Below are 13,608 nucleotides of genomic sequence, written 5' to 3'. Positions count from 1 at the left end.
ACAAGGACGGGTCGTCGAAACCCGGATCAATGCGCAGCGCCCCAGCTAAGGCCGGTGCCGATCTCGACGCCCAGCGGCACCGACAGCGTCACCGCCGGCTCGGCCGCGGTCGCCATGACGCGTTCGATCACCGGCTTCGCGCGCTCGACATCGCCTTCGGGCAATTCGAACACCAGTTCGTCGTGCACCTGCAACAGCATCTTCACATCAGGCAGGCCGGCATCGCGCAGCGCCGGCCCCATGCGCGCCATCGCCCGCTTGATGATGTCGGCGCTGGTGCCCTGGATCGGCGCGTTGATCGCGGCGCGTTCGGCGCCTTGGCGCTCGTGCTGGACGCTCGACTTGATCCGCGAGAAATGCGTCTTGCGCCCGAACAATGTGGTGGTGAAACCGCACTCACGCACGCTCGACAGCGTTTCCGCGATATAGTTGCGAATGCCGGGGAAACGGTCGAAATAGCGATCGATCATCGCCTGCGCCTCGTCCGGCGCGATCTCCAGCCGCCCGGCCAGGCCCCAGCGCGAAATACCGTAGAGAATCGCGAAATTGATCGTCTTGGCGCGCGCGCGGGTGTCGCGATTGACCTCCCCGAACAATTCCTGCGCGGTCATGTTGTGAATGTCGTCGCCGCGCAGGAAGGCCTCGCGAAGCTGCGGCACATCCGCCATATGCGCGGCGAGCCGCAGCTCGATCTGGCTATAGTCGGCGGAAAGCAGGACATTGCCGGGCTCGGCGACGAACGCGTCGCGGATGCGCCGCCCCGCTTCGGTGCGGATCGGGATGTTCTGCAGATTGGGATCGTTGGAGGAAAGCCGCCCCGTCTGCGCGCCGGTCAGCGAATAGCTGGTATGGACGCGTCCGGTCTCCGCCTTGATCTCGGCCTGGAGCGAATCGGTATAGGTCGACTTGAGCTTGGAGAGCTGGCGCCAGTCGAGCACCTTGCGCACCATCTCGACGCCGGGCCCGCCATCCTTGTCGGCGGCGATGCGCTCCAGTTCGTTGACGTCGGTCGAATAGACGCCGGACTTGCCCTTGCGGCCGCCCTTCAGCCCCATCCGATCGAACAATATGTCGCCAAGCTGCTTGGGGCTGCCGATAGTGAAGGGCACGCCGGCGATCGCGTGGATCTCCTTCTCCAGCTCGACGATCTGCCCGGAGAATTCAGCCGAGAGCCGTGCCAGTTCCTCACGGTCTACCTTGATGCCCTCGCGCTCCATGCCTGAAAGCACTGGCACCAGCGGCCGATCGACCATTTCATAGACGCGGGTGACATGCTCGGGCGAAAGCCGTGGCTTCAGGCGCCGCCACAGCCGGAGCGTGACGTCCGCATCCTCGGCGGCGTAGCGCGTCGCCTCGCGCAACGGCACTTCGTGGAAACCCTTTTGCGACTTGCCGGTGCCCACCACATCCTTGAACGCGATGCAGCTATGGTCGAGATGCGTCGCCGCCAATTCGTCCATGCCGTGGCCGTGCAGACCGGCGTCGAGGTTGAAGCTCATCACCATCGTGTCGTCGACCGGCGTTACCGAGACACCCTGGCGACCAAGGATGCTGATGTCGTATTTGGCGTTGTGCCCGATCTTGAGCACCGCCGGATCCTCGAACAGCGGCTTCAGCCGGGCAAGCGCCTGATCGGTCGGGATCTGTTCCGGCGTTTCGGAAAGCAGATCGTTGCCGCCATGGCCGAGCGGTATGTAGCACGCCCTGTTGGGCGCGGTCGCCAGGCTGATGCCGACCAGCCGCGCCATCGCGCCGAGCCCGTCGGTTTCGGTGTCGAACGCGACGAAGCCCCGCGCGGTCGCTTCCTCCACCCAGCGGTCGAGCGCCGCGAGATCGGTCACGCTTTCATAAGCGTCATGATCGCAGGGCGGATCGGCGGGCAGTTCGATCGTCGATGCGGGCGCGGGCTGCGGCGCATCGACGCCACCGCCGCCGCCGCCCAGCCGCATCAACAGCGACTTGAAACCATGATGATCGAGGAACGCCCGTAGCGGCGCCTCGGGGATGCCCTTGAGCGCCAGATCCTCCAGCGGATCGGGCAAGGGCACATTGCTGGCGAGCTCGACCAGCTTGCGCGATAAGCGCGCCATTTCGGCATGCTCGATCAGATTGTCGCGCAGCTTGCCGGCCTTCATCGTCGGCGCGGCAGCCAACACCGCCTCGACATCGCCATGTTCGAGGATCAGCTTCGACGCGGTCTTGGGGCCGACGCCGGGCACGCCGGGCACATTGTCGACACTGTCGCCCATCAGCGCGAGCACGTCGCCGAGCTGGTGCGGCATCACGCCGAATTTCTCGACGACCGCTTCGGCGCCCAGCCGCCGGTTGTTCATCGTGTCGTACATGTCGAGGCCGGGTTCGATCAGCTGCATCAGATCCTTGTCGGAACTGACGATCGTCACCTGCCAGCCCTGCGCCAGCGCCGCCTTCGCATAGCTTGCGATCAGGTCGTCGGCTTCCCAGCCTTCCTCCTCGATGCACGGCAGCGAGAAAGCGCGCGTCGCATCGCGGATCATCGGGAACTGGGGAATCAGGTCTTCGGGCGGCGGCGGACGCTGCGCCTTGTACTTGTCGTAAAGTTCGTTGCGGAAGGTGTGCGACGACTTGTCGAGCACCACCGCCATATGCGTCGGCCCGTCGGCCTTGTGCACTTCGTCGGCGAGCTTCCACAGCATCGCGGTATAGCCGTAGACGGCGCCGACCGGCTCGCCATGCTTGTTGGTGAGCGGCGGCAGCCGGTGATAGGCGCGGAAGATGTAGCCGGAGCCGTCGACGAGATAGAGATGGTTGCTGGCCATGCGCGCGGGGATAGCCGAACGCGACTGGCGCCGCCACTCCCCCCGGATTAATGTGACCTTCGATCGAAGGGAAAAATCATGACACGCCGGATGCTGCTTGCGCTGTTCGCGCTGCTTGGACTGTTCGCGCCCATCACGGCGCAGGCGAAGGGCTTCGCGTCGGACCGAATCACCGTGACGGTCGAAGGCAAGGGCCCCGACGTGATCCTGATCCCCGGCCTCACCTCCAGCCCCGCCGCCTGGAAATATGCGGTGCCGGCGGTGCCGGGCTATCGCTATCATCTGGTGCAGGTGAAGGGGTTCGCGGGCACGGCGGCCGACGGCAACGCCGGGGGAGATCTGCTCGCGGGCGTGACGACGGAGATCGCGCGCTATATCGCCGAAGCGAAGCTCAAGCGCCCGGCGGTGATCGGCCATTCGATGGGCGGCACGATCGCACTGATGATCGGCGCGCGCCATCCCGCCGCGATCTCTCGCCTGATGGTCGTCGATCAGGTGCCCTTCATGGGCATGATGTTCGGCCCGCCGGGCAGCACCGGCGAAACCATCCGCCCGACCGCCGACGCGATACTCGCACAGATGCGCAGCAACAGCACCGAAGCACGCGAAAAGTCGATCGGCGCGATGACCGGCGGCATGGTGAAGACCGACGCCGAACGGCCGGCGGTGGTCAGGAGCGCGCTCGACAGCGACCGCGCCGTGACCGAAAACACATTCCACGAACTGGTCGTCACCGATCTCCGGCCCGAACTGCCGCGCATCGCGGTTCCGGCGGAGGTGCTGTACGTGACCCCGGCCGGCACCCCGTTCACCGATGCGCAGATCGATACGGTCTATCAGGCATCCTATGCCGGGTTGAAGGGCGTGAAACTGGTCCGCGTGCCGAACAGCGCGCATTTCATCATGTACGACAATCCCGATGCCTTTCACGCAGCGATGAAGGCTTTCCTTTCAGGGGACTGAAGCGTCCGCCGGCGCGCCGCGCCGTGTCACCGCGCGGCCGATCACCGCGCCACCGAGCAGGATCAGTGCGGCGATGAAGAATGGCGAACCCGGATGCGGCAGCACCGGATCGCTGCTGACGGACATCGAATAGACGACGCCGAAGAACAGCGGAGACGCGACTCCGGCGACGCTCGCCACGCTGTTGTTCGCGCCCTGAAGCTGCCCCTGCTCGCTTTCGGAGACATGGCGCGTCATCAGCGACTGAAGCGTCGGCATCGCCAGCCCCCAAAGCGCATTGGGCAACATCGCCGCGACGAACAGCCAGCCGGTGGGCGCCAGCCCCATGCACGTGATGCCGATGGAGCCGGCGAACAGACCGAACACCATGGTGCCGCGATCGCCCAGCCTTTTGGTGACTGGGCCGACCAGTCCGCCCTGCACGCCCATGTCGAGCACGCCGACCATGGCGAGCAGCACGCCCACCTCCAGCGCGCTCCAGCCATAGCGATATTCGGCGTAAAGGACGAACACCGCCGAAAAGACGTGATGCGCGAAGTAGAGCAGGAAATTGACGATCGCGAGCCCCGACAATTCGGGATGCGAACGCAGCAATTTGAGCGCACCGAACGGGTTGGCGCGCTTCCAGGAGAAGGGCATCCGGCTTTCGGGCTTCAGCGATTCGGGCAGGACGAACAGGCCATAGAGAAATGCGACGCCCGACAGCGCCGCCGCCGCCCAGAACGGGGCGCGCGGCGAGATTTCACCAAGCACGCCGCCGACGAGCGGCCCCAGCACGAACCCGCCGCTGAACGCCGCGCCGATCAGGCCATAGGCCTTGGCGCGTTTCTCCGGCTCGGTGATGTCCGCCATATAGGCGAAAACGGTGGTGAAGCTGGACGATGTGATCCCGCCGATGATCCGGCCGACCGCGAGCCACCAGAGATTGGGGGCCAGCGCCATCAACATCCAGTCCGCGGCGAGGCCGGCGGTGGAGATCAGGATGACGGGGCGGCGGCCATACCGATCGGACAGCGATCCGATGATCGGCGAACAGATGAACTGCATGCCTGCCCACAGCGCGATGAACACGCCGTTCCACACGCCGGCGCTGGCGTTCGATCCCGCGAAATCCTCGATCAGCGAAGGCAGGACGGGGATGACGAGCCCCATCGACATCACGTCGAGTGCGGCCGTCACCAGGATGAAGGCGATCGCGGCGTTGCGTCGCCCGGGGGATGCGGCCGTCACGTATGAAACTCCTTGCGGTCGCGGCTTCTAGCCCGCTCTTTCGATCGAGAAAAGCCGCCTGCCTTCAGCGTGCGTTAAACACCGATGGCGATTGAGGCTTTGATATGAAGACGTCGCAGCCAATCGATCGCCGCACCTGGCTGGGTGGTGCATTTGTCCTGGCGCTGATGCCGCATGCGGCCTCGGCCGCGCCGTTCGCGTCGTCGCGCCTCTCGGTCACCGTGCAGGGGCAAGGCCCCGACGTGATCCTGATCCACGGCGTCGATTCCTCGCGCGCGGTGTGGAACACCACCCTGCCCGCGCTTGCCGGCCACCGTATCCATCTTGTCCAGATCGCCGGATTCTCGGGCGCGCCGGCGGGCGGCAATGCCAAGGGACCGATCGTCGCATCGCTCGCGGCGGAGGTCGCGCGCTACATCGCCGATACCCGGCTGATCCGCCCCGCGCTCATCGGCCATTCGATGGGCGGCACGATCGCGATGATGGTGGCATCGCGCTGGCCCGCCCGGATCGGCAAATTGATGGTGGTGGACATGCTGCCCGCGCCCGCCGGTCTGCTCGGCGGCAATGCCGAAGGCTGGGGGCCGTTCGCCGACCGGCTCGCCGAACTCTTCACCGCGACGCCACAGGGCCGGCGCGGTTTCGAATCGCTGATGCGGATGTTCGGCGGCAGCGGCGCCACCAGCGACCCCGACGTGACCGCGCGCAGCCTGCGCGAACTGGCGGCGATCGATCTCACGCCCGAGCTGCCGAACATCGTCGCACCGATGACGGTGGCCTTCGCGACACCCCGCCCCGGCACGGCGATCACCCCCGCCGAGATCCGCCAGACCTATGCATCCGCCTATCGCGGCGCGAAACAGGCGCTGCTCACGCCGATCGCGGACAGCGGCCATATGATCATGCTCGACCAGCCAGCCCGTTTCAACGCGGCGGTTCGGACCTTCCTTGCCGCGCGCTGACCTGCTCATCGCGCCTTTGCTGGCCGCGCTCGCCGTTTCGCCGGCGGCGGCACAGCCGCGCGATGACGATGGAGACGCGATCGTCGAGGAGATGAATCGCGTGCGCGGCGACCCGCGCGGCTATGCCAGATCGCTCCGCGACTATCGCGACGGCTATGAAGGCAGGATCGTGACCTTGCCTGACCGTGACGACCGGTTGATGACGCAGGAGGGCGTCGCGGCGGTGGATGAGGCGATCCGCTTCCTTGAACGCCAGCCCCCCTTGCCGCCGCTGCTGCCCAGCGAGATCTTCGCGGGCGCCGCCGCCGATCATGTCCGCGACCAAGGCGATCGCGGCGCCACCGGCCATGTCGGATCGGGCCGATCGACGCCCGGCATGCGCGTGCAGCGGCGCGGCGGGAAGATCTATGTCGGCGAATCGATCACCTATGGCCCGGACAATGCCGAGGACGCGGTGCGCCAGTTGATCATCGACGACGGCGTGCCGATGCGCGGTCACCGCAAGATGCTGTTCGACACGCGCTGGCGCCATGCGGGCGCAGCCTGCGGCCCGCATCGCAACTATCGCTGGATGTGCGTCATCGATTTCGGCGAAACCGCCAATGGCGATGTCCGGCCTCCGACGCCACGGGAGTGACGCCGGCTTCTATCGAACCTGGCCGCCCTCATATGCGGCCTCGAAGATGCTGACGCATCCTCGATCGGTTCGCTCGAGCGCAGCGCGGGCTGATGCCGGGTCTCGACGAGCCAGACTCATCGAGACCCGGTATCTACCTTGCGCTGCGCGATCGCCGCGCTTTCGGCCTTGAGCGGGCGCGAAACCGGGCAGACTTCCTGGACATAGCTGTTGAGCGTGTTGGCCAGACTCTCCGGCACGAGCCGATAATAGACATATTGCCCACGCTTCTCGCTGACGATCAGCCCGGCATTTTCGAGGACGGACAGGTGCTGCGATACTGCGGGTTTCGATATCTCGAAACGCGCGGCGATCTCCCCGGCATTGAGTTCGGCATGCGCCAGATAGGCCAGGATTTTCCGGCGAGGGGCGGAGGCAAGGGCTTCGAAGACACGCTGCATAGGCCCCCTATTTAAGGATTAAGCTAACTGCTTGACAAGCGCCTCAGTATTTAAGAAATAAATTAAATACCTAGGAGCTTATCATGAGCGAGTCTCCCGATCCCTATGCGGTGCATTCCCTGGTCGAGACGCCGGGCTGCAGCCCGGTCGAAGGTGCGGTGCGATGGGATCCGGTTCATTCGCTCTGGAACGGTACGATGCTCCTTCTCACGCTCTCCCTGGGGCCGTTGCTGTTCAGTTGGGGTGCTTTCCTGCTGTTCCTCATCATGACCGGGGCAGGTCTCTTGCTCGGCCACAGCGTCGGCTTTCACCGCCTGGTGATCCATGGCAGCTTTCGTGCGCCTTTATGGCTGGAACATGTGCTTGTCTGGTTCGGAACCATTGTCGGGATGAGCGGCCCGTTCTGGATGATCCGCACCCACGACCTGCGCGACTGGGCACAGCGCCACCCCGATTGCCACGACTATCTCGCGCATCGGCAGCCGATGATCGTCGATGCCTGGTGGCAGATCCATTGCCGGCTGGTGCTCGACAGGCCACCGGCCTTCGATCTGGGCCGGATCGGCCGTGACCGCTTCTACCGGTTCCTGGAGCGGACCTGGATGGCACAGCAGCTTCCCATCGCCGCGCTGCTCTTCCTGATCGGCGGGTGGGGCTGGGTGATCTGGGGCGTCTGCGCACGCATCAGCGCATCAGTGACTGGGCATTGGTTCATCGGCCATCTCGCCCATCGTCGCGGCCCGCAAAGCTGGCTGGTCGAGGGCGCCGGCGTGCAGGCGCACGACGTGCCCTGGGCCGCCATTCCCACCATGGGCGAGGCCTGGCACAATAATCACCACGCCTTTCCGGGCTCGGCGCGCATCGGCCTCTATCCGGGTCAAAGCGACTGGGGCTTCGTCTTCATCCGCCTGCTCGAGCGGGCCGGGCTGGCATGGAATGTCCGCACGCCCGAGACCCTGCCCCTGCGTGCGGCGTTGATCCCTGTCCCCGCCGATCAGGGCGCAAGGATCGTATCGACCGCGGCGGGCAGCATCTCCGGATAGTCGGTGGTGTAGTGCAACCCCCGGCTTTCCTTGCGGTGAAGCGCCGAACGAACGATGAGGTCCGCCACCTCGACCAGGTTGCGCAGCTCGATCAGATCGGGCGTCACGCGGAAATGGCCGTAATAATCCTCCACTTCCTTGCGCAGCAGCGCGACGCGGTGGGCGGCGCGTTCGAGGCGCTTGGTGGTGCGGACGATGCCGACATAATCCCACATGAAGCGGCGGATCTCGCGCCAGTTATGCTGGACGATCACTTCCTCGTCCGAATCGGTGACGCGGCTTTCGTCCCATGGCCGTATCGGCGGTGGGGCTGGGAATTCATCCCAATGCGCGGCGATATGCCGGGCCGCGGCCTCGCCGAAGACGAAGCATTCGAGCAGCGAGTTGGACGCGAGACGATTGGCGCCGTGCAGGCCCGATTGCGTCACTTCGCCGGCCGCATAGAGCCCTGGCAGATCGGTGCGCCCGTCGAGATCGATCATCACGCCGCCACACGTATAATGCTGCGCCGGCACCACCGGGATGGGATCGCGGGTGATGTCGATGCCCAGTTCGATCAGGCGGTTGTAGATGTTGGGGAAATGCCCCTTCACGAAATCGGCCGGTTTGTGGCTGATATCGAGATGGACATAGTCGAGGCCGAGCCGCTTGATCTCATGATCGATCGCGCGGGCGACCACATCGCGCGGCGCCAGTTCCTCGCGCGGATCGAAGCGCGGCATGAAGCGTTCGCCGCCACCCTGCACGCCCGGCGGCAGCTTGAGCACGCCGCCCTCGCCGCGCACCGCCTCGGTGATCAGGAAATTCTTGACCTCCAGATTGTAGAGGCAGGTCGGGTGGAACTGCATGAATTCCATGTTGGAGACACGGCATCCCGCGCGCCACGCCATCGCGATGCCGTCGCCGGTCGCGCCGCGCGGCGCGGTCGAATAGAGATAGGTCCGCCCCGCCCCGCCGCTCGCCAGCACCGTCGCGCGGGCGGTGAACAGTTCGACATGGCCGGTCCGCCGATTGACCGCGTAAAGCCCCCAGACATGGCCGTCGCCCGAATAGCGCTCGCCATGCCGCCCGGTGACGAGGTCGATCGCCACCATGTCCGGGATCAGCGTGATATTGGGATTGTCGCCGGCCGCCTTTTCGAGCGCCTGCTGCACCGCCCAGCCGGTCGCGTCGTCGACATGGACGATGCGGCGATGGCTGTGCCCGCCCTCCCGCGTCAGATGCAGCGCGCCTGCCTCGGTATTGAAGGGAACGCCGATCGCCGCGAGCCGCTCGATCGCCGCCGGTGCATTCTCGACGACGAATTCGACGGTGGCGCGGTTGTTGAGCCCCGCGCCCGCGACCATCGTATCCTCGATATGGCTTTCAAAGGTGTCGCCGGGTTCGAGCACGGCGGCGATGCCGCCCTGCGCCCATGCCGTCGATCCGTCTGACAGCGCACCCTTCGCGATCACCGCGACCTTGAAGCGCTGCGCGAGATTGAGTGCAGCGGTGAGCCCTGCCGCGCCGGAGCCGATGACCAGGACGTCGTAATTGTGCATCTTAACGCCCCTCCCCTTCAGGGGAGGGGTTGGGGTGGGGCAGTCGCCAGGATGATCTTGACGGTAAAGACCGTGCCTTCAGCAAAATGGCTTCCAGAACACCCTCCATATTATGTGTAACGTCCGCATTCGTAAAACGAAGTACGCACAAACCATGGACCTCGAAAGCCCGATCCTTCTCCCGATCCCGCGCAAAGTCGTGCGTGTCGCCATAAACTTCAATCACCGGGCCGATGGCCGGGTAGAAGAAATCGACGATCCGCCTACCAATCACTGCCTGGCGACGAAATTTCCAGCCACCAAGTTGAGAGTTGGATAAGCGGCGCCAAAGACGCTTGTCGGGTTCGGTGGGTTCGCAGCGCATTCTCCGCGCATGTTCGGCAAGCTTCGGGTCTAGCCTTGGCATCCTTCCCCACCCCAACCCCTCCCCTCAAGGGGATGGGCTTAACTTAAGTATTGCTCGCCCTCGTCAGGTTCAGGAACACATCCTCCAGGTCGGCTTCGCGCGTCACCACGTCGACGATGCCGTATCCATCCTTCTGCACCGCCGCGAGGACTTCGCCAGCGTTCACCTTGTCCTTGGCATAGGTGATGGCGAGCACGCGTTCGCCTTTGAGCTCGATCTTCTGGAAGCAGGCATTGTCAGGCACCGCCGCGACGTCGCGATCGACAGTCACCTCAACCAGCTTTTCCTGCGCCATGCCAACCAAGGTGCGCGTCGGCTCGTTGGCGATCAGCCGGCCATGGTTGATGATCGCGATCCGGTCGCAAAGCTCCTCGGCTTCTTCCAGATAGTGCGTGGTGAGCACCACCGTCACACCCTGGGCGTTCAATTCGCGGACATAGGCCCAGAGCTGCTGACGCAGCTCGATATCGACGCCTGCCGTCGGCTCGTCGAGCACCAGCACCGGCGGTGCATGGACCAGCGCCTTGGCGACCATCAGCCGGCGCTTCATGCCGCCCGAAAGCGTGCGGGCATAGGCCTCCGCCTTGTCGTCGAGGCGGACGGCGCGCAGCAGCTCCATCGTCCGGCGCTCGGCCTTGGGCACGCCGTACAGCCCGGCCTGGATCTCCAGCGCCTCGCGCGGCGTGAAGAAGGGATCGAACAATATCTCCTGATTGACGATACCGATCGAGAATTTCGCGTTGCGCGGATTCCGGTCGATATCGAAGCCCCAGATCGCGGCGCGCCCACCGGTCTTGTTGACCAGGCCCGCCAGGATGTTGATCAGCGTCGACTTGCCGGCGCCATTGGGACCGAGCAGACCGAAGATCTGCCCACGCGGTACTTCGAAGCTGACTCCGTCCAGCGCGCGCTTGCCGCCCGCATAGACTTTTTCGAGCCCTTCGATCTCGATCGCTGCCTGAACCATGCGAACCGCGCATACGCCAAGCAGCGCGGCACGCAAGCCTTCCTTAACCCGCGCGCGCGATGATGTGCCGATGACGATGCTGAAGCCCCATTGGATCGAGGACCTGGCCGGCTTGGCGCTGCGATCGGCGATGCTGCTCGCCTTGGTCGGCGCGCCGGCGCTTTTCTGAGAAAGCGCGGAAGAGCGCTTTCAAAGGACGGCACCAGCCCGCGCCCCCGCCCAACCTCCCGATCCAGTATCATCCTGTCGGAAGGTTGGGCGGGGGAACGGGCAGGCACCGGCTTTTTCGAAGCAGCTCCGATCCCAAATCCCACTGGCAAGCCGCCCCGCGCCTTGCTAAGCGCACGTCCATGAGCTCCGCACCCGAAACCCTCCGCGTGAAGACCAGCCGCGTCGCTTGCGACGGCGCCAGCGACATTCCTGCCGGCGCCGCGCTCGGCCATCCGCGCGTGTGGCTGGAGATCGACGAAACCGGCTTCGTCGAATGCGGTTATTGCGACCGTCGGTTCGTGCTGATCGGCGGCCCCGCCGATCAAGGCGGCGAAGAGGCTACCCAGGCGGCCTGACGGTCTTTTCCGAGTTTGCTCGGGGGCTTGCCCCTCGACTGCGCTCGGGACAGGCCTATATCGGTGGCATGACCACCGATCCCCGCTCCTATCTCTACCGCCCCGACGGGCTCGATCCAGATTCGGCCAAGCGCCTGACCGCCGAAGCGCTGCAACGCTGCGACGATGGCGAGCTGTTCCTGCAATATAGCGCGACCGAAAGCTTCGGTTTCGACGACGGGCGGTTGAAGACCGCCGATTATTCGACCGAATCGGGTTTCGGCCTGCGCGGCGTCAGCGGAGAGACGACCGCCTTCGCGCATGCCAACGAGCTGAGCGAAGCGGCGATCCGGCGCGCGGCGGAGACGATGACGTTGCTCGATCCGGCGAAGGGCGCCCCCGCCCCGCCCCCGCGCGGCAACAATCGGCATCTCTATACGGCGGACAATCCGCTCGGCCTGGTCTCGTTCGCCGACAAGGTGGCGCTGTGCGAATCGATCGACGCGATGGCGCGCGCGCGCGATCCGCGCGTCGCGCAGGTCTCGGTTTCGCTGTCAGGCTCCTGGTCGGTGGTCGACATCGTCCGCCCCGACGGCTTCACCGCAATGGACGTGCGCCCGCTGGTCAGGCTGAACGTCAGTATCGTGACCGAATTGAATGGCCGCCGCGAAACCGGCAGCTTCGGCGTCGGCGGCCGCTATCTCTACGATCGGCTGCTCGATCCCGCGCTGATCGATCGCGCGATCGACGAAGCGCTCAAACAGGCGCTGGTCAATCTCGACTCGGTGCCCGCGCCAGCCGGCGAAATGCAGGTGCTGCTGGGCCCCGGCTGGCCCGGCGTACTGCTCCACGAAGCGATCGGGCACGGCCTGGAAGGCGATTTCAACCGCAAGGGCACCAGCGCCTTTTCCGGACGGATCGGCGAGCGCGTCGGCGCGCCGGGCGTGACCGTGATCGACGACGGATCGATCGGCGAACGCCGTGGATCGCTCTCGATCGACGACGAAGGCACGCCGACCCAGGAGAATATCCTGATCGAGGACGGCATATTGAAGGGCTATATCCACGATCGGCTCAACGCCCGGCTGATGGGCGTGGAACCGACGGGCAATGGCCGCCGCCAATCCTATGCCCATGCGCCCATGCCGCGCATGACCAACACCTTCATGAAGGGCGGCAACGACGATCCGGCCGAACTGTTGTCACGAATGAAATCGGGGATCTTCGCCAAGAGCTTCGGCGGCGGTCAGGTCGATATCGTCTCCGGCAAGTTCGTCTTTTCGTGCACCGAGGCCTATCGCGTCGAAAATGGCAGGCTGGGCGCGCCGATCAAGGGCGCGACGCTGATCGGCGATGGCCCGACCGTGCTGACCAAGGTGCTCGGCATCGGTAATGATTTCGCGCTCGACGAAGGCGTCGGCATGTGCGGCAAGGCGGGCCAGTCGGTTCCGGCGGGCGTCGGCCAGCCGACCTTGCTGATCGAGGGGCTCACCGTCGGCGGAACCGCGGCATGAGTGCGGAGATCGACGATATCCTAGCCTATTGGTTCGACGAGCTCGGCCCCGATCGCTGGTGGACGCGGTCCGACCAGACCGACGAAACGATCAGGGACCGGTTCGAGCCGCTCTGGCAGGCATGGCGATCCCGCACGGCGGAGAGCTTTCTGGGTTCGGCGCGCGACGCGCTGGCCGGCGTGATCCTGTTCGATCAATTCCCCCGCAACATCTTCCGCGGCAGCGCCGACGCCTTCTCGACCGACCCGCTCGCGCTCGCCATCGCCCGGGGCGCCGTCGACCGGAGACTGGACGATGCGCTCAGCCAGGACGAGCGCTCCTTCCTGTACATGCCGTTCATGCACAGCGAGGATCTGGACGATCAGGATCGCGCGCTGCTGCTGTTCACCGCGCTCGGCAACCAGAATTCGCTCGATTACGCGCACAAACATCATGACGTGATCGCGCGCTTCGGCCGGTTTCCGCATCGCAACGCCGTACTCGGCCGCGCCATGCGCCCCGGCGAGGAAGCAGCCGCGAAGGAAGGCGCCAACTGGTAGCGCCGACCACCAGGCTCAGGCGC

13 protein-coding genes are annotated in these 13,608 nt (G+C 65.3%); 7 read left to right on the top strand and 6 right to left on the bottom strand.

Translation table 11 applies throughout. The features are described 5' to 3' along the window. Positions 1 to 26 precede the first annotated feature (26 nt). On the bottom strand, positions 27 to 2,798 hold the full coding sequence (polA, locus tag K7G82_RS09670) for a DNA polymerase I (protein WP_222989634.1): 2,772 nt from the start codon (positions 2,796 to 2,798) through the stop codon (positions 27 to 29). 78 nt (positions 2,799 to 2,876) lie between these two features. Here polA and K7G82_RS09665 point away from each other — a divergent pair, with 78 nt between their 5' ends. Beyond that, positions 2,877 to 3,761 (top strand): alpha/beta fold hydrolase, encoded by an 885-nt coding sequence (locus K7G82_RS09665; protein WP_222989633.1) that lies wholly within the window; start codon positions 2,877 to 2,879, stop codon positions 3,759 to 3,761. Here K7G82_RS09665 and K7G82_RS09660 read toward each other — a convergent pair. Further along, the gene (locus K7G82_RS09660; RefSeq protein WP_222989632.1) at positions 3,750 to 4,991 is read right to left on the bottom strand and encodes a TCR/Tet family MFS transporter; all 1,242 of its coding nucleotides are present in this window, start codon (positions 4,989 to 4,991) and stop codon (positions 3,750 to 3,752) included. The genes K7G82_RS09665 and K7G82_RS09660 overlap by 12 nt on opposite strands. Before the next feature lie 104 nt (positions 4,992 to 5,095). On the opposite strand from K7G82_RS09660, the gene K7G82_RS09655 reads away from it, so the two are divergent. Next, entirely contained in the window at positions 5,096 to 5,953 is an 858-nt protein-coding gene (locus K7G82_RS09655) for an alpha/beta fold hydrolase (RefSeq protein ID WP_222989631.1), read from the top strand. Then, positions 5,940 to 6,590, top strand: coding sequence for a CAP domain-containing protein (locus tag K7G82_RS09650; protein WP_222989630.1), 651 nt, complete (start codon positions 5,940 to 5,942; stop codon positions 6,588 to 6,590). Before K7G82_RS09655 ends, K7G82_RS09650 begins: the two co-directional genes overlap by 14 nt. 116 nt (positions 6,591 to 6,706) lie before the next feature. Here K7G82_RS09650 and K7G82_RS09645 read toward each other — a convergent pair whose 3' ends face one another. Next, positions 6,707 to 7,030: a metalloregulator ArsR/SmtB family transcription factor gene (locus tag K7G82_RS09645; RefSeq protein WP_222989629.1), complete on the bottom strand. Its 324-nt coding sequence runs from the start codon at positions 7,028 to 7,030 to the stop codon at positions 6,707 to 6,709. An 83-nt stretch (positions 7,031 to 7,113) separates the two neighbouring features. Here K7G82_RS09645 and K7G82_RS09640 point away from each other — a divergent pair, with 83 nt between their 5' ends. Continuing rightward, on the top strand, positions 7,114 to 8,073 hold the full coding sequence (locus K7G82_RS09640; RefSeq protein WP_222989628.1) for an acyl-CoA desaturase: 960 nt from the start codon (positions 7,114 to 7,116) through the stop codon (positions 8,071 to 8,073). Here the strand turns inward: K7G82_RS09640 and nadB are convergent. The 3 genes from nadB to K7G82_RS09625 all read right to left on the bottom strand — a co-directional run bounded on the left by nadB (position 8,025) and on the right by K7G82_RS09625 (position 10,987). After that, positions 8,025 to 9,614, bottom strand: a complete 1,590-nt coding sequence (gene nadB, locus K7G82_RS09635; protein WP_222989627.1) for an L-aspartate oxidase — start codon at positions 9,612 to 9,614, stop codon at positions 8,025 to 8,027. The two genes, K7G82_RS09640 and nadB, sit on opposite strands and share 49 nt — an antisense overlap. Before the next feature lies 1 nt (position 9,615). Further along, the gene (locus K7G82_RS09630; RefSeq protein ID WP_246623394.1) at positions 9,616 to 9,978 is read right to left on the bottom strand and encodes an endonuclease domain-containing protein; all 363 of its coding nucleotides are present in this window, start codon (positions 9,976 to 9,978) and stop codon (positions 9,616 to 9,618) included. Between the two features lie 85 nt (positions 9,979 to 10,063). Then, positions 10,064 to 10,987, bottom strand: a complete 924-nt coding sequence (locus K7G82_RS09625) for an ABC transporter ATP-binding protein (protein ID WP_222989625.1) — start codon at positions 10,985 to 10,987, stop codon at positions 10,064 to 10,066. Between the two features lie 350 nt (positions 10,988 to 11,337). Here K7G82_RS09625 and K7G82_RS09620 point away from each other — a divergent pair, with 350 nt between their 5' ends. The 3 genes from K7G82_RS09620 to K7G82_RS09610 all read left to right on the top strand — a co-directional run bounded on the left by K7G82_RS09620 (position 11,338) and on the right by K7G82_RS09610 (position 13,585). Continuing rightward, entirely contained in the window at positions 11,338 to 11,553 is a 216-nt protein-coding gene (locus K7G82_RS09620) for a zinc-finger domain-containing protein (RefSeq protein ID WP_222989624.1), read from the top strand. A gap of 68 nt (positions 11,554 to 11,621) precedes the next feature. Further along, the gene (gene tldD / locus K7G82_RS09615) at positions 11,622 to 13,046 is read left to right on the top strand and encodes a metalloprotease TldD (protein WP_222989623.1); all 1,425 of its coding nucleotides are present in this window, start codon (positions 11,622 to 11,624) and stop codon (positions 13,044 to 13,046) included. Beyond that, the gene (locus tag K7G82_RS09610) at positions 13,043 to 13,585 is read left to right on the top strand and encodes a DUF924 family protein (protein ID WP_222989622.1); all 543 of its coding nucleotides are present in this window, start codon (positions 13,043 to 13,045) and stop codon (positions 13,583 to 13,585) included. Before tldD ends, K7G82_RS09610 begins: the two co-directional genes overlap by 4 nt. Positions 13,586 to 13,608 lie beyond the last annotated feature (23 nt).

Source organism: Sphingomonas colocasiae, from assembly GCF_019880585.1.
Lineage (GTDB): Bacteria > Pseudomonadota > Alphaproteobacteria > Sphingomonadales > Sphingomonadaceae > Sphingobium_A > Sphingobium_A colocasiae.
The sequence above is the reverse complement of the archived record's forward strand: the minus strand, read 5'-3'. Positions and strand labels throughout refer to the sequence as shown.